This window comes from Buttiauxella sp. BIGb0471 (genome assembly GCF_024807715.1).
In the GTDB taxonomy this organism is placed as follows: Bacteria; Pseudomonadota; Gammaproteobacteria; order Enterobacterales; family Enterobacteriaceae; genus Buttiauxella; species Buttiauxella agrestis.
Map to the genome: position 1 here is coordinate 60270 of NZ_JANUEU010000005.1, position 17020 is coordinate 77289.

A 17020-nucleotide genomic window follows, 5' to 3' on the forward strand; every position below is an offset into this window, starting at 1 on the left:
TTTGTGTTATTTAGCCACCGACAGAGTACAATAGCCCCATTCCTGACGTTTGTATGGAGGCAGAAACGATGTCGCAGGCCAATCTTAGCGAAACGCTATTTAAACCCCGATTTAAGCATCCCGAGACGTCGACTTTAGTTCGTCGCGCTCATCATCAAACTGCCCCTGTTATCCAGTCTGCGCTGGACGGCGCAACAGTGCCTCACTGGTATCGCATGATTAACCGCCTACTTTGGGTCTGGCGTGGCGTCGATGCGCGTGAAATTCTTGAAGTGCAGGCCAGAATTGCAGCCAACTCGGGTGAGCGAACCAATGATGATTTGTATGATACGGTGATCGGCTATCGCGGCGGCAACTGGATCTATGAATGGTCGAAGCAGGCCATGATGTGGCAACAGCGTGCCAATCAGGAAACGGATAAAGTAAAAAGCGGCAAATACTGGTTACAGGCTGCCAATCTTTATAGCATCGCGGCGTACCCACATCTGAAAGGCGATATGCTCGCGGAACAGGCTCAAGTTCTGGCAAATCGCGCATACGAAGAAGCGGCTCCGCGGCTTTCTGGTGGTTTACGTGAGCTGGAGTTTACCATTCCTGGTGGTGGGGCGATTACTGGCTTCCTCCATGTTCCAAAAGAAGGGCAAGGGCCATTCCCGACGGTACTCATTTGTGGTGGCCTGGACGCATTACAAAGCGACTATTACACCTTGTTTGAGAAATATTTTGCGCCTCAGGGTATAGCGATGCTGACCATCGATATGCCATCGGTCGGGTTTTCATCAAAATGGAAATTGACTCAGGACTCTAGCCTTTTACACCAGCATGTTCTCAAAGCGTTGCCGAACATTCCCTGGGTTGATCACACTCGTGTCGCGGCGTTTGGTTTCCGCTTTGGCGCGAATGTTGCGGTGCGATTAGGTTATATCGAAGCGCCTCGCCTGAAGGCGGTTGCGTGTTTAGGTCCCGTTGTTCATAGCTTATTGAGCGATGCATCACGCCAGGCACAGGTACCAGAGATGTATATTGATGTGCTGGCAAGCCGATTGGGAATGAATGATGCGTCTGACAGCGCATTGCGCGTGGAATTGAACCGCTATTCGCTTAAAACTCAGGGGCTATTAGGGCGTCATTGCCCAACGCCAATGTTATCCGGTTACTGGGAAAACGATCCGTTCAGTCCAGAGATTGATTCGCGATTAATCACTTCGTCATCATCGGATGGTAAGTTATTGGCGATCCCGTTTAATCCGGTGTATCGCAACTTTGACAAAGCGTTGAAAGAAATTACCAGTTGGATCAAGCAGAGATTACGTTAATGATTTGCTAAATTTCATTGGTTTGGTAAAACAGTTGCTTCACAACAGGAGATCGCAATGACGTTACCGAGTGGACACCCGAAAAGTAGATTGATTAAAAAATTCGCCTCGCTTGGCCCATATATCAGGGAAGAGCAATGTGAAGATAACCGTTTCTTCTTCGATTGCCTGGCTGTGTGCGTCAATGTGAAGCCTGCACCAGAGAAACGTGAGTTCTGGGGCTGGTGGATGGAATTAGAAGCGCAGGAAAAGCAATTTACCTACACCTACCACTTTGGTCTTTTCGATAAAGAAGGTAAGTGGACCCAGACGGCAGCAAAAGACAAAGAAGTGGATGAAAGACTTGAGCAAACACTGCGTGGTTTCCACGAACGTTTACGAGAGTTACTCAGCACGCTAGGTCTTAATTTGGTGCCAGCGGAAAATTTTGCAGAAAAGCCGGTTAAGCTTTCTGCATAAACAAAAAAAAGCCCTTCTCTAATGAGAAGGGCTTTTTATTTGCAGACTAGAACTGATAAACCATGCCTAATGCGACGATATCATCGCTGCTAATACCCAGCGGGTTATTATCATCCAGTTGGTTGATTTTATAATCAACGAAAGCAGACATGTTTTTATTGAAGTAGTAGGTTGCGCCTACATCAATGTATTTAACTAAATCAGCATCGCCAATTCCTTCGATTTCTTTGCCTTTCTGCTGCACGTAACCCAATGATGGGCGCAGACCAAAATCAAATTGATATTGAATCACAGCTTCAAAACTTTGCGTTTTATTTGCAAAACCGCCTGAAATTGGCGTCATATTACGTGTTTCAGAATACATTGATGCGACGTAAATATTATTCGCATCATATTTTACACCAGTGGCCCAGGAATCAGCTTTATTGCCTTGACCACGTGCCATAGCCTGTTGTGCGTCAGTACGGTCTGACGTGGTATATGCGCCGCCTAGTTGGAAATCACTGCCGCCAAAATCATAAGTCAGAGCGGTGCCGAAACCATCACCGTTCTGTTTAGAAACGTCACGGTTTTCGTTTTTGCCCTGATATTGCAGAGTCATGTTCAGGCCATCTACCGCACCAAAGAAATCAGTGCTGCGGAACGTTGCCAGGCCTGATGCCCGCTTAGTCATAAAGTTATCTGTTCTGGCTGAAGAGTCTCCGCCAAATTCAGGGAACATATCAGTCCAGGCTTCCACGTCGTACAACGCACCAAGGCTACGACCATAATCAAATGAACCGAAATTAGCATATTTCACACCGGCAAAAGCATAACGAGTTTTCGTGGTGGAACTACCTTCGTCTTTATTTCCTGAAAATTCAGCTTCCCATTGACCATAACCAGTTAATTGGTCATTAATCTGAGTTTCACCTTTAAAGCCGAAGCGAACATAGGTCTGGTCGCCATCCTTAGTGTTGTCATCGCTTAAATAATGCATCGCTTTGACTTTTCCATAGACATTAAGTTTGTTGCCATCTTTATTATATATTTCCGCAGCCTGAGAAGATGCTGATGCAACAATGCCTAATACCATTAATGCCAGAGTGGTCTTTTTCATTTTTCATCCCAATAGTGTTTACGCGCTAAATTTAATCGGGAAATATCCCGTTAAAAAACGCAGAGAGTTTTATCGTTTTGAGATGAAAGATTTATGACAGAGTAAGATAAAGTTTAAATAAAAGTAATAAATTTTAATTGTCATAAATATGTCAAATTTTGCCGCTACGTTACTCAGACCTTTACGCAAACTTCGCTGTTTTCCTTGCCGGGACTGTTGGCAAGCCGCATGAGTCCTGTTACAACGTCATCTGACATTTTACTCGTCATGCTTCAAGCTACAGGGTCGTTGGCTGCATTCTTTCACCCCAGTCACTTACTTTAGTAAGCTCCAGGGGATTCAATCTCTTGCCGCCTACCTGTAACTCGAAGTATTTAGAGTATAATTTTTCCAATTTCGTTTAAACGGCAGAGAATCATGAGTGACAGCCAGACGCTGGTGGTTAAACTAGGCACTAGCGTATTAACCGGTGGCTCACGCCGCCTGAATCGGGCTCATATCGTTGAGCTGGTGCGTCAGTGCGCACAACTCCATGCCTCAGGGCATCGTATTGTTATTGTCACCTCCGGGGCGATTGCCGCGGGGCGCGAGCATTTGGGATACCCCGAACTCCCCGCAACCATCGCCTCTAAGCAACTGCTTGCGGCGGTAGGACAAAGCAGGCTGATTCAACTTTGGGAACAGCTGTTTTCTATCTACGGCATTCATGTTGGGCAAATGCTCCTGACACGTGCTGATATGGAAGATCGCGAACGCTTCCTGAACGCTCGTGACACCCTTCGTGCGCTGCTAGATAACAATATTGTGCCGATAATCAACGAAAACGACGCTGTCGCAACAGCAGAAATAAAAGTCGGTGATAACGATAACCTTTCCGCGCTGGCCGCGATCCTGGCGGGCGCTGATAAACTATTGTTGTTGACGGATCAACAAGGTCTGTTTACTGCTGACCCGCGCAATAATCCATCTGCTGAATTAATCAAAGAAGTCCACGGTATTGATGACGCATTGCGTGCCATCGCTGGCGACAGTGTTTCCGGCCTCGGAACTGGTGGAATGGGTACGAAACTGCAAGCGGCGGATGTTGCTTGCCGTGCGGGTATCGATGTTGTGATTGCAGCAGGCAGTAAACCCGGTGTTATTGGTGATGTGATGGCTGGGATTTCTGTCGGAACCCGTTTCCATGCGCAGCAATCACCGCTTGAGAACCGTAAGCGTTGGATTTTTGGTGCGCCTCCTGCGGGTGAAATTACCGTTGATGACGGAGCTCTGGCCGCGATTCTTGAGCGAGGTAGTTCTTTACTGCCAAAAGGCATCAAGAGTGTAAAAGGCAACTTCTCACGTGGGGAAGTTATCCGTATTCGCAGCCTGGAAGGGCGCGATATTGCCCACGGTGTATGCCGCTATAATAGCGATGCTTTGCGTCGTATTGCGGGTCACCACTCTCAACAAATCGATGAAATCCTGGGTTATGAATATGGCCCGGTTGCCGTTCATCGTGATGACATGATTGTTAACTAAGGAGCTGGCAATGCTGGAACAAATGGGCAAAGCAGCCAAAGCCGCCTCTTATCAGATGGCACTGCTCTCGAGCCGCGAAAAAAACCGTGCGCTGGAAAAAATCGCAGATTATTTGGAAGAACAAGCACAAAGCATTTTAACTGCCAATGAGCAGGATTTGGTGGAAGCAAAAGCGAGCGGCTTAAGCGAAGCAATGCTTGATCGCCTGCAACTGACACCGGCGCGTTTAAAAAGCATTGCTGATGATGTTCGCCAGGTATGCAATTTAGCTGACCCTGTAGGCCAGGTTATTGATGGCGGTCTACTGGATAGCGGCTTGCGCCTCGAGCGTCGTCGCGTGCCTTTAGGCGTGGTTGGCGTGATTTATGAAGCTCGCCCTAATGTGACTGTTGATGTTGCCTCTTTGTGCCTGAAAACAGGTAATGCGGCGATCCTACGTGGTGGGAAGGAAACGTGGCGCACAAATGCCGCGACGGTAAAAGTGATTCAGCAAGCGCTGACGGAATGTGGATTACCCGCAGCTGCGGTGCAGGCAATTGAAAGCCCGGATCGTGCTTTGGTGAACGAATTGCTGCGTATGGATAAGTACATCGATATGCTGATTCCACGCGGTGGGGCGGGTCTGCATAAACTCTGCCGCGAGCAATCCACTATTCCTGTTATCACCGGTGGAATAGGCGTTTGCCATATTTTTGTTGATGAAAGCGCTGAATTTACACCAGCACTCAATATCATCGTTAATGCGAAAACACAACGCCCGAGCACCTGTAATACGGTTGAAACGTTGTTGGTACATCAGGGCATTGCCGGGGCGTTCTTGCCGGTATTAAGTCAGCAAATGGCAAAATCCGGTGTCACACTACATGTGGATGAAAAATCTTTGCCTGTTTTGCAAAATGGCCCGGCAGAAGTGGTTCCGGTGAAAGCAGAAAATTATGACGACGAATGGTTGTCGTTGCAGCTGAATGTGAAAGTCGTTGCAGATATAGATGGCGCGATTGAACATATTCGCGAGCATGGCACACAGCATTCCGATGCGATCCTGACGCGTACGTTAAGCCATGCAAATCGTTTTGTGAATGAAGTTGATTCTTCAGCAGTGTATGTGAACGCTTCAACTCGTTTCACCGATGGTGGCCAGTTTGGACTGGGTGCGGAAGTGGCAGTGAGTACACAGAAACTTCATGCTCGTGGCCCGATGGGACTTGAGGCTTTGACGACATACAAATGGATCGGCTTCGGCGACGATACTATCCGCGTTTAATCTATATAAAGGTAATACATCTAAATCTGGAAATTATAAGATGATGTATTACCTCTTTTGATTTCAGTCATCACTTCTACTCACTATTCCTCTTGAAGTTATGGTGTTTTTTTAAAACATGCCCCTCTATTAACATTCTATTTTTTCCAGTTAATTAAATTGCTATATCAAATAATTGGTTGTTTATATTTTCGAGATTGTGGAAAAAGATGTTTTGTTATTCGCGGGGGTTATGTTTTTATTTTGGCTGGTTGTGTTTGGTTATTAGTCTGTTTCCGTACTTAATTAAGAAAATAATTGAACGAATTGCTTTAGGAACATAATAATCCTCCTGGCTAATACAATTACACGTATTAGTGTTAACTGCTTACTGCATTGACTATTGATGGACCAACATAAGATTAAGTCCCTTGGGAGGGATGACAAATGCATTCTTGGAAAAAGAAACTCGTTGTATCTCAACTAGCAGTGGCCTGCACTTTGGCAATTGCCTCTCAGGCAAGTGCTGCAAGTAATGATGTCTCCGGTACGACATACAATACTTTCGTTCACTACAATGATTCTACTTATACCGATGGTGTTTACTTTCGGGGATATGCCGGCTGGAATAACTATGATACTGATAGCTTCTATAATGGTGATATTTATCCGGTAATCACTAACTCTACCGTAAATGGTGTTATTTCCACGTACTACCTGGATGATGGTATTTCTACCAACACCAATGATAATAGCCTGACAATCAAAAACAGTACCATTCACGGCATGATAACTTCTGAATGTATGACCACGGACTGTGCCGATGGTCGTACAGCGGATTATAACTATGACCGACTAGCATTGACCGTTGATAATTCAACAATTGATGACAATTACGAATATTACACCTACAACGGCACGTATAATGACGCAGCAGATACTCATGTTGTAGATGTATACGATATGGGTACGGCGATCACTCTGAATCAGGAAGTTGATCTTGCTATTCAGAATAACTCACATGTCGCGGGTATTACGCTGACTCAGGGTTATGAGTGGGAAGATATTGACAACAATACTGTTAGCACTGGCGTAAACAGTGGTGAGGTGTTCAATAACACAATTACTGTCGCTGATTCTACCGTGACTTCCGGTTCCTGGACGGATGAAGGTTCATCTGGGTGGTTTGGAAACACTGGCAATGCAAGTGATTATAGTAACACTCCTACTGCTGATGATGTTGCGATCGCAGCTATTGCGAGCCCGTATGCTGACAATGCCATGCAGACAACCGTAAACCTCAGCAATTCTACGCTGATGGGTGACGTGGTTTTCTCAAGCAACTTTGACGAAAACTTTTTCCCGAATGGCGCAGACTCATATCGTGATACCGATAACGATGTTGATACTAATGGTTGGGATGGCACCGACCGTATGGATGTGACCCTGAATAACGGTAGCAAATGGGTTGGCGCAGCCATATCTGTACATCAGGTTGATACTGATGGCGATGGTGTAATCGACTCATATGCCGCTGGCACTGATGCAACTGCAACACTAATCGATATCGCAGCTAATAGCCTATGGCCATCATCAACTTACGGTATCGATAACGCTGATACTGCATATGATGAAGGTCACGTTGCTGGTAACGAAGTTTATCAGAGCGGCCTGTTCAACGTAACGCTGAACGGCGGTTCAGAATGGGATACTACCAAAGCATCTCTGATTGATACGCTGAATATTAACAGCGGTTCTCTGGTAAATGTGGCTGATTCCTCTTTGGTTTCTGACTCGATTACTCTGACCGGCGATTCTGCTCTGAAAATCGGGGAAGATGGCCATGTTGCAACTGACTCTTTGACTATCGACAACAGTACCGTATCTCTGGCTAATGATGTTTCTGCTGGCTGGAATGTGAGTGATGCTGCTTTGTATGCAAACACCATCACTGTAACCAACGATGGTCTGTTTGATGTGAATACCGATCAGTCAAGCTCAAGCTCATTCCGTACTGATGTACTGAACGTGACCAGCACTACTGATGCTTCCGGTAATATCCACGCGGGTACTTTCGACATTCACAGCAACCGTTATGTGCTGGATGCTGACTTGAGCAATGACCGTACTAATGACACTTCTCAGTCTAACTACGGCTACGGTGTTATTGCCATGAATTCTGATGGTCACTTGACCATTAACGGCAATGGCGACGCTTATGATGTTGATCAGTCAGAAGCAGGTCAGAACGAAGTCGATAATGTTGGTGACAACGTTGCTGCCGCAACCGGTAACTATAAAGTCCGTGTTGACAACGCAACTGGTAAGGGCTCAGTCGGTGACTATAACGGTAACGAGCTGATCTATGTGAACGACAAGAACAGCACTGCGACCTTCTCTGCGGCCAACAAAGCAGACCTGGGTGCTTACACCTATCAAGCTGAGCAGAACGGTAACAGCGTTGTTCTGAAGCAGGATCGATTGACTGACTACGCCAACATGGCGTTAAGTATCCCTTCTGCAAATACTAACATCTGGAACCTGGAGCAAGATGCTCTGGCAACACGCCTGGCAAATGGTCGCCATACGTCAACAGCTGATGCTGGCGGTGCATGGGTCACTTACATCGGTGGTAGTTTCTCCGGCGATACTAACGTCTTGAACTATGACCAGGATGTTAATGGCATCATGGTTGGCCTGGATACTGTGGTTGAAGGTAACAGTGCTAAGTGGACTGTTGGTGCTGCGGCCGGCTTTGCTAAAGGTGATATCAGTGATAACAGCGGCCAGGTTGATCAGGACAGCCAGTCTGCCCGTATCTATTCCTCTGCTCGCTTCCAGAACAACATCTTCCTTGATTCAACATTGAGCTATAGCCATTACAGCAATGATTTATCGGCTACCATGAGCAACGGTGCTGCGGTTAGCGGAGATGCTTCTTCTGATGCCTGGGGCTTTGGTATGAAGCTGGGCTACGATCTGCAACTTGATCAGCACGGCTATGTGACTCCATATGCTTCTATCTCTGGCCTATTCCAGGATGGAGACAACTACCAACTTAGCAATGATATGAAAGTAGGTAGCCAGTCTTACGATAGCATGCGTTATGAGTTAGGTATGGATGCTGGTTATACCTTCGACTATGGTGATCAGGCTCTGACTCCGTACTTCAAACTGGCTTATGTCTATGACGATTCAAACAGCAATAGTGCTGATGTGAATGGTGATAGCATAGACAATGGAGTTGAAGGTTCTGCCGTTCGTGTAGGATTGGGTACTCAGTTTAGCTTCACCAAAAACTTCGCTGCTTATGCTGACACTAACTACCTGGGTGGTGGTGATGTTGATCAAGACTGGTCTGCGAATGTGGGTGTGAAGTACACCTGGTAATAATATAGAAATAGCTTAGTTCAGAGATATAATTTCTTGCGCCTCATTAATATTATATCTAATCCGAGTTAAATGTTTATAATAAATGCCTGTCTCTAATAGTGACAGGCATTTTATTAACGCCCCCAAGATAAAGGAATATCTATTATGTATACAAAACCATTGACCCAGCTCGAAAGTATTCGCAGCAGGTTGGTGGGGGTTGGCAAGAAGTTTACCGTGCCAGCGGACAGTGAATTTAGTATGCTCAATGAAAAAGGCGAGGCATTAATATTGTTTTTTAGTGAAGGGAGTATTCTATTACACAGAGAAAAAAATGATGTTTTGATGGAGCTTGTTTCTTCACCAACATTAATCGGCCTGGCGAATGTATTTCATAAGTCTCATATTGAATATCGCATAACAACTCAAACCGATTGTCAGGGCTTTTCTCTTCCAGTAAGTCAGGCTTTTGAGGTCATAGAAAAAAATAAATTATGGCAACAGGCATGTCACTGGACAACATATCTTTTACGCAGTTTTGAGCAGCGTGATGCTAACTTCGTTGGAGCCACTACTTATTCACAAATTCGGGCCACTTTACTTTTGATGGACTCATGGAGTCCCGATCTTCGAGCCCGTACAGGCGTGATTAATTTTATACAAAAAAGAACAAAAATATCACGCTCAGTCATTGCTGAAATATTATCCGCGCTACGTAAAGGAAACTATATTGAGATGGAAAAAGGCAAACTGAAATCAGTGAGTCATTTGCCAAGTAGTTATTAAAAAAGCAGGTCGACTTATCGACCTGCTTTTTTATTAAGATGCTGGACTTACTTGTGGTATGAAACCGCTTAATTCTGAAACTAAATCATTCACACCGTCACTCATATTCACAAAACGAGTTAATGGTGAGCGAGTGACAACGACAAAAACACCCACATTACTTTCTGGAACCATCGCCATATAGGTGATAAAACCGCCTCCGCCGCCAGTTTTCTGCACAATACCTGGGCGACCCTTTTTAGGTGCCATATACACCCAACCCAGCCCTAAAGCATCTGCTTTTCCAGGTACATCCATACCAATAACTTTAGTCAATTGCGCACGTTGATAAATAAGAGTCTGCATTCTGTCGGCTTGGGTATTGCGACGGTGGAAGTCAGAAGTCAGGAATTGTTGCATCCAACGCATCATATCGTCTGGTGTGGAATAAACTCCGCCGCTACCAATGGCTGCGAGAGTGTTATCACAAGGGCTGGCTCCTTTTTCCGCCACCATCAAGCGTTTGCACTGATCGGGCGAGGGCGTGAATGTGGTGTCCTTCATGCCGAGGGGACGGGTGATCTGTTCTTCGAATAAAGCGGGATAAGGCTTTCCAGCTGCACGTGCCAACGCATCCGCAAGCAAATCAAAAGCTAAATTTGAATAAGAGGCTATAGTCCCTGGAGCACTTTTTAAACTCGCAGTGGCAAGCCAATTCCAACGTTGATCACGCGTGGGCCAGGTAAACACAGTGCGATGAGCGGCACCGCCGGGCTGTTCGCGAGGTAAAGCACTGGTATGCGTTGCCAAATTCACCAGAGTGATAGGTTTACCGTTGTATGTGGGCACTATGGCGCCTGCGGGAGCGTATTTGCTTAACGGATCATTCAGTTGAACTTTGCCCTGATCTAACATCTTGACCAACATTTCGCTGGTCATTAGCTTGCTCAGGGAAGCAATGCGGATAACCGAGTCCAGTTGCGGGCGAACGTTATTGCCAGGCCTGGTTTCACCGAAGCTTCTGAAAACGCGCTGATTACCATCAATCACCACCATCGCCATGCCAGTCGCACCGGTGCCGTAATAAATATGATTGGCATAACGGTCTGTAATATCTGAAGCAAAAACAGGATCGGGTGAAGTTTGCGCAAAGCTCAAAATTGGCAGCGCGGCAATAACGAGCGCAGCTAAGCGCGGGAGACGAATTTTCAACGCAGGTAACCCATTAGACGAAGTGGAGCGATATTGATTGATCGTATTTATACTACTCTACAGCGCTGCGCAAACGTGGAAAATGAGGAATGTGATGAGAAAAAACGTAACGTGGCATTTCAGCGAGTTTTTTGTGCGTTAATTCGCCAGCGCTGCCAACAAAGTAAAAGATAAAATCAGACATTTTTAGGTTCTTTTATGAGCGACAAACAGCTTATAACTCGTATAACTGACGGAATAGGACGAAATTCGCAAAAAAACTGACAACATCTATACATGGCTTGATTAGAAAATGCGTATCATCAGAGCCACTATAATGACCGTGCTGCAACTATTACCGCCGGGTGGCGTCTTAGTCATGGCAATCGCTGTACCGCTAATGATTCAGTTCCTTATGCGATACACACTAATCACGCATACAGAAGTTGATAATGTCTAGCAAACAGTTTTTCCGAAAAGATCTCCTTCACCCCCGCTATTGGCTGACCTGGTTTGGTCTGGCTATTTTGTGGCTTTGGGTACAACTACCCTATCCCGTATTACTGAAAATGGGTGACGTAATTGGCCGGGCGTCAATGCGTTTCCTTAAACGCCGGGTTTCCATTGCCCGCCAGAACCTCAAACTTTGCTTCCCACACTACAGCGACGAGCAAATTGATAAACTCGTAAAGCAAAATTTCTCGTCACTTGGGATGGGGTTGATTGAAACGGGTATGGCCTGGTTCTGGTCTGATGCGCGGGTTCGCAAATGGTTTGATGTCAGCGGGCTTGAGCATATCACCGCCGCTTGCGACAAAGGGAAAGGCGTGCTGGCTATCGGCGTGCATTTTATGTCGCTGGAACTAGGGGGCCGTGTGATGGGTCTTTGCCGTCCAATGATGGCGATGTATCGCCCGCATAACAATAAAGCGATGGAATATGTTCAAACCCGTGGGCGTTCGCGTTCCAATAAAGCCATGATCGACAGACGCAACTTAAAAGGCATGGTGAAGGCGCTGAAATCCGGTGAAGCGGTGTGGTTTGCACCCGATCAGGATTACGGCCCGAAAGGCAGTTCATTTGCACCCTTCTTCGCCGTACCGCAGGCTGCAACGACCAACGGGACTTACACCATTGCCCGTCTGGCAAAGCCCGCACTTCTCACGATTGTGCTATACCGCAAATCTGATGGCTCAGGCTATCAGCTGGTTATTGGGGCGGAAATGGACGATTACCCGCTTGATGATGAACAAGCTGCCGCTGAGTACATGAACCGCAAAATTGAACACGAAATCATGCGTGCACCTGAACAGTACCTGTGGTTGCATCGTCGTTTCAAAACCCGACCACCTGGTGCACCTAAACTTTATACCGTTTAATGCTCAAATCGGGTTGTGCTACGCTCTTTCCTTCTGAGACGAAGAGAGCGAAATCATGGCAGCCCTACGTGTACTAATGGTTATTGATATGCAGAATGGGGTGTTTGATGCCCCTCGTCATAATCGGGAAATGTGTACGAAACGCATTAACCAGCTGATCGACGCCGCCGATAAAGTCATTTTTATCCAGCATACTGAACAAGGGCTGGAGCAAGGGACTGCGGCATTTGCTTTGTTGCCCGAACTTCATCAACCTGTTGATGCGCTTTATGTCACTAAAACTGCATGTGATGCGTTTTATCGCACAGACCTTGAAGATGTTCTCACCCGTCATCAAATAAACGAATTTGTGGTGTGTGGTTGTGCAACGGATTATTGCGTTGACGCTACTATTAAAAACGGAGCCAGCCGTGGTTATGCTATGACTGTCGCTCTTGATGCCCATACCACAGCAAATCGTCCGGCGGCTCTTGCCGAGGTGTTGATCGAGCATTACAACGATGTCTGGCGCAACTTTACGATTCCGGGAAACACTCTGCGAGTAAAAACCACCGCGGATATCCTCACCGATTGGTAACGCCTCCCTTTGCCTGACATCTCTTGATACAACATTAAGCGAGCCATATTGCGTCCGGGTGGTCATAACAATAAGAGTTTGTTTTCAGGAGTGTTGTAGATGTTTAAATCGTTTTTCCCTCGTCCGGCAGCCTTTTTTCTGTCGGCTTTTATTTGGGCGATGATCGCCGTTGTTTTCTGGCAAGCTGGCGGAGGCAATTGGCTTCAACGTTTGGCTGGCGCCTCAAATGAGGATCCGATTAGTGCTGCGCGTTTTTGGTCATTAAAATCGCTGGTTTTCTACGGTTTCTATGCTGTTAGCGTGGGCTTGTTTTATCTATTTTGGTCTGTTTATTCCCCGCACCGTTGGCAGCGCTGGTCGATACTTGGTTCAGCACTCATTGTATTCGTCACCTGGTTTTTAGTGGAAGTGAGCGTTGCCATTAACGCCTGGTATGCGCCATTTTACGATCTGATTCAGCAGGCGCTCAGCGCTCCTCATAAAGTCACCATCAGCCAGTTTTACAGTGAGCTAGGTATTTTTCTCGGCATTGCGTTAATTTCAGTGACCGTTGCCGTGTTAAATAACTTCTTTATTAGCCACTATATTTTCCGCTGGCGTACGGCAATGAACGAATATTATATGGAGCATTGGCAACGCCTTCGACATATTGAAGGTGCTGCGCAGCGTGTGCAGGAAGACACCATGCGCTTTGCTTCTACGCTCGAAGATATGGGTGTCAGCTTATTGCAGTCGATCATGACCTTGATAGCCTTTCTTCCTGTGCTTGTCGCCCTTTCTCCGCACGTGCCAGAACTGCCGCTTGTAGGGCATTTACCGTATGGGCTGGTGATTGCGGCGATTGTCTGGTCTGTGATGGGAACCGGCTTGTTGGCGGTTGTGGGGATTAAATTACCGGGATTGCAGTTTAATAATCAGCGTGTTGAAGCTGCTTATCGTAAAGAGCTGGTTTATGGCGAAGACGATCCATCGCGCGCAGCGCCTCCGACGATTAAAGCTCTCTTTAATGCGGTGAGACAGAATTATTTCCGCCTTTATTTCCATTACACCTACTTTAATATTGCCCGTATTCTCTATCTGCAAGTCGATAATATTTTCGGGCTCATTTTGCTGTTCCCGTCTATTGTGGCCGGAACGATTACCCTCGGTCTAATGACGCAAATAACCAATGTGTTCGACCGCGTGCGCAGTGCATTCCAGTATCTAATTAACTCGTGGACTACGCTGGTGGAACTGATGTCCATCTACAAGCGTCTGCGCAGTTTCGAGCGCACTTTGCAGGATATACCTGTCGAAGAAGCGGGTGAGATAGTCTAAAAGAAAACGGGCGGATAAATTCCGCCCGTTTGATTTAATGCCCTGCAGATGGTGCGCTCGGTGCGCCCGAACGAACAAACGGCGGCCGGGCAAACCAAATCACGATAATCAGCGCCATAAACCCCCAACCTAAAATCCAGAAGTAGTCGATGGTCGACATCATGTAGGCCTGCTGCTCAATGGTTTTATCGATAAACGCCATGTGTTGCTGCGTTGCACCACCCATTTTATCCAGATAATCCACCGCTGCCGGATTGTAGTTGGAGACGCTCTCAGTAAGGTTCGCATGGTGGAAGACTTCACGGCGCGACCAAATCCAGGTCGTCAATGACGAAGCGAAAGAACCACCCAGCACGCGGAAGAACGTTGCAAGGCCTGAACCTTCCGCGACTTCTGCACCGTTCAGATTCGACAGCACAATGGTGGTAATCGGCATAAAGAAGAACGCCACGCCAATCCCCATAAACAGCTGCACTTCGGCGATGGTGCGGAAATCCACGTCGGTATTAAACTGCGCACGAATCAGGCACGAAGCCCCCATGGTCAGGAATGACAGCGAGGCCAGAATACGCAGATCAAACTTGGTTGCGTAACGCCCGATGATCGGCGTCATGATAAGCGGCAGTACGCCCATTGGCGCGGCAGCAAGACCAGCCCAAATCGCTGTGTAACCCATCTGCGTTTGTAACCACTGCGGCAAAATAATGTTGATGGCGAAGAACGCCGCATAGCCCAATGTCAGTGAAAGCGTACCGATAGCAAAGTTCCGATCTTTGAACAGGCGCAGGTTCACAATCGGGTGGCGCTCGCCCAGCTCCCACATAACAAACGACACCAGCGAAATTGCCGAAATCACCGACATAATGATGATGTGCGTCGAGGCGAACCAGTCCAGATCGTTGCCTTTATCCAGCACCACCTGCAACAGCCCCACGCCAAGAACCAATAGCGCGATACCGATATAGTCGATTGGCGCGTGAGTCGTGGTTTCTTCGCGAGCACGCATCTGCGTCCAGACCACAATCGAAGCAAATATCCCAATCGGTACGTTGATATAGAAAATCCATGGCCACGAGTAGTTATCGGTAATCCAGCCACCGGTAATCGGGCCGACAATAGGCGCAACGACCGTCACCATCGACAGCAACGCCAGCGCCATACTGCGTTTGCTGGAAGGGAAGATCACCAGCAATAACGTCTGGCACATTGGAAACATCGGCCCGGCGAAGAAACCTTGCAGAGCACGAAAGAAAATCAGCTCGGTCATACTGTGGGCAAAGCCACACAGGAACGAGGTGAGGGTGAACATCACCACCGAGCCGATAAACAGCTTCAGTTGCCCGAAGCGACGGGTAAACCAGCCGGTGAGCGGCAGAGCGATGGCGTTACATACCGCAAACGAGGTGATGACCCATGTGCCTTGATCCGCACTCACGCCGAGATTACCGGCGATAGTGGGCAGCGCCACGTTTGCGATGGTGGAGTCCAGCACCTGCATAAATGTTGCCAGCGATAGCGCGAGCACCGCCAGCCACATATTGGGAGGCGTAAATGCAGCCTTATCTTGCATAACGTCTCTCTTAATGGGCGCTTGACGCTACCGCATTACTGTTGTCATGAAGGATTTTCGTCACCAGTTTGTCAGCCGCTTCCAGCGAATCTTGATAGACATCTGTGGTGAAGCGAGGCGTGCTAACCGTTTGCTGTGGCAGCAAATGACCCTCTTCATTATTGCGAATATCTACGCGGACATTCATCGACAAACCCACACGCAGCGGGTGCTTCTGCATATCATGTGGATCTAGCGTGATACGCACCGGTAAACGCTGAACAATCTTGATCCAGTTGCCGCTGGCATTCTGAGCTGGCAGCAGGGAAAACGCGCTGCCGGTACCAATGCCCAGGCTCTCAATGGTGCCGTGATATTCCACGTCATCGCCGTACAAATCGGCATTGAGCGTGACTTTTTGCCCCAGACGCATCGTGTTCATCTGACTTTCTTTGAAGTTGGCGTCCACCCAAACTTCATTAAGCGGCACGATGGCCAGCAGCGTTGTGCCTGAAGTGACGCGCATACCCAGTTGCACCGCGCGTTTAGCGACGTAACCGCTAACAGGAGCCACAATCGTGGTACGTGCATTATCAAGGTAACGCTGGCGAAGCGTTGCAACGGCGGTTTTGATTTCGGGGTGGGTATCAATCACGGTATCGTCGACCATCGCAAGGTTGGTCCGCAATGCCTGTTGCGCGGCAGCTAAATCACTTTGTGCGCTGGTAACTGCATCGCGGTAATGCGAAAGATCTTCTGCAGCAATTGCGCCCGTTGAGAAAATTTTCTGACGACGCGCATAGTCATTTTGAGCTGTTTGCAGGGCCACCTGTTTCGCGGCAACTTGCGCCCGGTAGTTATCCGCGGTGCTGTATAAACCACGAACCTGCCGTACAGTATTTGCCAGACTGGCTTCCGCTTGTTGCAGCGCTATTTTGGTATCGCTGGGATCAAGCAAAACGAGCGGTTGGCCTTTCTCAACGTAATCCCCTTCGTCAGCTGTCACTTGCGTCACCGTGCCGTTAATTTGCGGGGTGAGCATGACCTGATTTCCGTTTACATAGGCATCGTCTGTCGACTCGTAGTAACGCGCATATAACAGATACCAGGCCAGACAACCCGCGGCTGCCAGCACTAAAATCAGGATAAAAATAATAAAATTACGTTTGCGCTTACTGGAACGCTCAACGTGCACTTCTGGATTGGTTTCCATCTTTTGGCCTTTATACGGT

At 47.5% G+C, this 17020-nt stretch carries 13 protein-coding genes; 9 read left to right on the plus strand and 4 right to left on the minus strand.

The features are described from left to right. The first annotated feature begins 68 nt into the window (after positions 1 to 68). A complete protein-coding gene (frsA, locus tag M2371_RS16180) occupies positions 69 to 1316 on the plus strand; it encodes an esterase FrsA (RefSeq protein ID WP_034493604.1) in 1248 nt (415 codons plus the stop codon). 57 nt (positions 1317 to 1373) lie between these two features. After that, positions 1374 to 1775 carry a sigma factor-binding protein Crl gene (gene crl, locus M2371_RS16185; protein ID WP_034493607.1) on the plus strand — a complete coding sequence of 134 codons (402 nt, stop codon included), beginning with the start codon at positions 1374 to 1376 and terminating at the stop codon, positions 1773 to 1775. Positions 1776 to 1821: 46 nt separating this feature from the next. Here the strand turns inward: crl and phoE are convergent, their stop codons facing one another. Then, positions 1822 to 2874 (minus strand): phosphoporin PhoE, encoded by a 1053-nt coding sequence (gene phoE, locus M2371_RS16190; RefSeq protein WP_034493609.1) that lies wholly within the window; start codon positions 2872 to 2874, stop codon positions 1822 to 1824. A 417-nt stretch (positions 2875 to 3291) separates the two neighbouring features. Here phoE and proB point away from each other — a divergent pair, with 417 nt between their 5' ends. The 4 genes from proB to M2371_RS16210 all read left to right on the plus strand — a co-directional run bounded on the left by proB (position 3292) and on the right by M2371_RS16210 (position 9796). Then, the gene (proB, locus tag M2371_RS16195) at positions 3292 to 4395 is read left to right on the plus strand and encodes a glutamate 5-kinase (protein ID WP_259268171.1); all 1104 of its coding nucleotides are present in this window, start codon (positions 3292 to 3294) and stop codon (positions 4393 to 4395) included. 10 nt (positions 4396 to 4405) lie between these two features. After that, the gene (gene proA / locus M2371_RS16200) at positions 4406 to 5659 is read left to right on the plus strand and encodes a glutamate-5-semialdehyde dehydrogenase (RefSeq protein WP_259268172.1); all 1254 of its coding nucleotides are present in this window, start codon (positions 4406 to 4408) and stop codon (positions 5657 to 5659) included. 426 nt (positions 5660 to 6085) lie between these two features. Beyond that, on the plus strand, positions 6086 to 9028 hold the full coding sequence (ehaB, locus tag M2371_RS16205) for an autotransporter adhesin EhaB (RefSeq protein ID WP_259268173.1): 2943 nt from the start codon (positions 6086 to 6088) through the stop codon (positions 9026 to 9028). 147 nt (positions 9029 to 9175) lie between these two features. Continuing rightward, positions 9176 to 9796: a helix-turn-helix domain-containing protein gene (locus M2371_RS16210; protein ID WP_172895433.1), complete on the plus strand. Its 621-nt coding sequence runs from the start codon at positions 9176 to 9178 to the stop codon at positions 9794 to 9796. A gap of 33 nt (positions 9797 to 9829) precedes the next feature. On the opposite strand, the gene ampH is transcribed toward M2371_RS16210, so the two are convergent. Then, positions 9830 to 10987: a D-alanyl-D-alanine-carboxypeptidase/endopeptidase AmpH gene (gene ampH / locus M2371_RS16215; protein WP_259268174.1), complete on the minus strand. Its 1158-nt coding sequence runs from the start codon at positions 10985 to 10987 to the stop codon at positions 9830 to 9832. Positions 10988 to 11418: 431 nt separating this feature from the next. On the opposite strand from ampH, the gene lpxP reads away from it, so the two are divergent. The 3 genes from lpxP to sbmA all read left to right on the plus strand — a co-directional run bounded on the left by lpxP (position 11419) and on the right by sbmA (position 14239). Beyond that, entirely contained in the window at positions 11419 to 12345 is a 927-nt protein-coding gene (gene lpxP / locus M2371_RS16220; RefSeq protein ID WP_259268175.1) for a kdo(2)-lipid IV(A) palmitoleoyltransferase, read from the plus strand. 55 nt (positions 12346 to 12400) lie between these two features. Beyond that, the gene (locus M2371_RS16225) at positions 12401 to 12922 is read left to right on the plus strand and encodes an isochorismatase family protein (protein WP_172895430.1); all 522 of its coding nucleotides are present in this window, start codon (positions 12401 to 12403) and stop codon (positions 12920 to 12922) included. Positions 12923 to 13021: 99 nt separating this feature from the next. Next, a complete protein-coding gene (gene sbmA / locus M2371_RS16230) occupies positions 13022 to 14239 on the plus strand; it encodes a peptide antibiotic transporter SbmA (RefSeq protein WP_172895429.1) in 1218 nt (405 codons plus the stop codon). Positions 14240 to 14273: 34 nt separating this feature from the next. Here the strand turns inward: sbmA and M2371_RS16235 are convergent, their stop codons facing one another. Both M2371_RS16235 and M2371_RS16240 read right to left on the minus strand, forming a co-directional pair. Continuing rightward, the gene (locus tag M2371_RS16235; protein ID WP_115630615.1) at positions 14274 to 15809 is read right to left on the minus strand and encodes a DHA2 family efflux MFS transporter permease subunit; all 1536 of its coding nucleotides are present in this window, start codon (positions 15807 to 15809) and stop codon (positions 14274 to 14276) included. A 10-nt stretch (positions 15810 to 15819) separates the two neighbouring features. Next, positions 15820 to 17001, minus strand: coding sequence for an efflux RND transporter periplasmic adaptor subunit (locus M2371_RS16240; protein WP_172895428.1), 1182 nt, complete (start codon positions 16999 to 17001; stop codon positions 15820 to 15822). Positions 17002 to 17020: the final 19 nt, after the last annotated feature.

Coding starts and splice junctions, on each gene's coding strand:
- ehaB (WP_259268173.1), top strand. CDS start 6,086: ATGCATTCTTGGAAAAAGAAACTCGTTGTATCTCAACTAGCAGTGGCC.
- lpxP (WP_259268175.1), top strand. CDS start 11,419: ATGTCTAGCAAACAGTTTTTCCGAAAAGATCTCCTTCACCCCCGCTAT.
- M2371_RS16225 (WP_172895430.1), top strand. CDS start 12,401: ATGGCAGCCCTACGTGTACTAATGGTTATTGATATGCAGAATGGGGTG.
- M2371_RS16210 (WP_172895433.1), top strand. CDS start 9,176: ATGTATACAAAACCATTGACCCAGCTCGAAAGTATTCGCAGCAGGTTG.
- M2371_RS16240 (WP_172895428.1), bottom strand. CDS start 17,001: ATGGAAACCAATCCAGAAGTGCACGTTGAGCGTTCCAGTAAGCGCAAA.
- frsA (WP_034493604.1), top strand. CDS start 69: ATGTCGCAGGCCAATCTTAGCGAAACGCTATTTAAACCCCGATTTAAG.
- phoE (WP_034493609.1), bottom strand. CDS start 2,874: ATGAAAAAGACCACTCTGGCATTAATGGTATTAGGCATTGTTGCATCA.
- proA (WP_259268172.1), top strand. CDS start 4,406: ATGCTGGAACAAATGGGCAAAGCAGCCAAAGCCGCCTCTTATCAGATG.
- M2371_RS16235 (WP_115630615.1), bottom strand. CDS start 15,809: ATGCAAGATAAGGCTGCATTTACGCCTCCCAATATGTGGCTGGCGGTG.
- proB (WP_259268171.1), top strand. CDS start 3,292: ATGAGTGACAGCCAGACGCTGGTGGTTAAACTAGGCACTAGCGTATTA.
- crl (WP_034493607.1), top strand. CDS start 1,374: ATGACGTTACCGAGTGGACACCCGAAAAGTAGATTGATTAAAAAATTC.
- sbmA (WP_172895429.1), top strand. CDS start 13,022: ATGTTTAAATCGTTTTTCCCTCGTCCGGCAGCCTTTTTTCTGTCGGCT.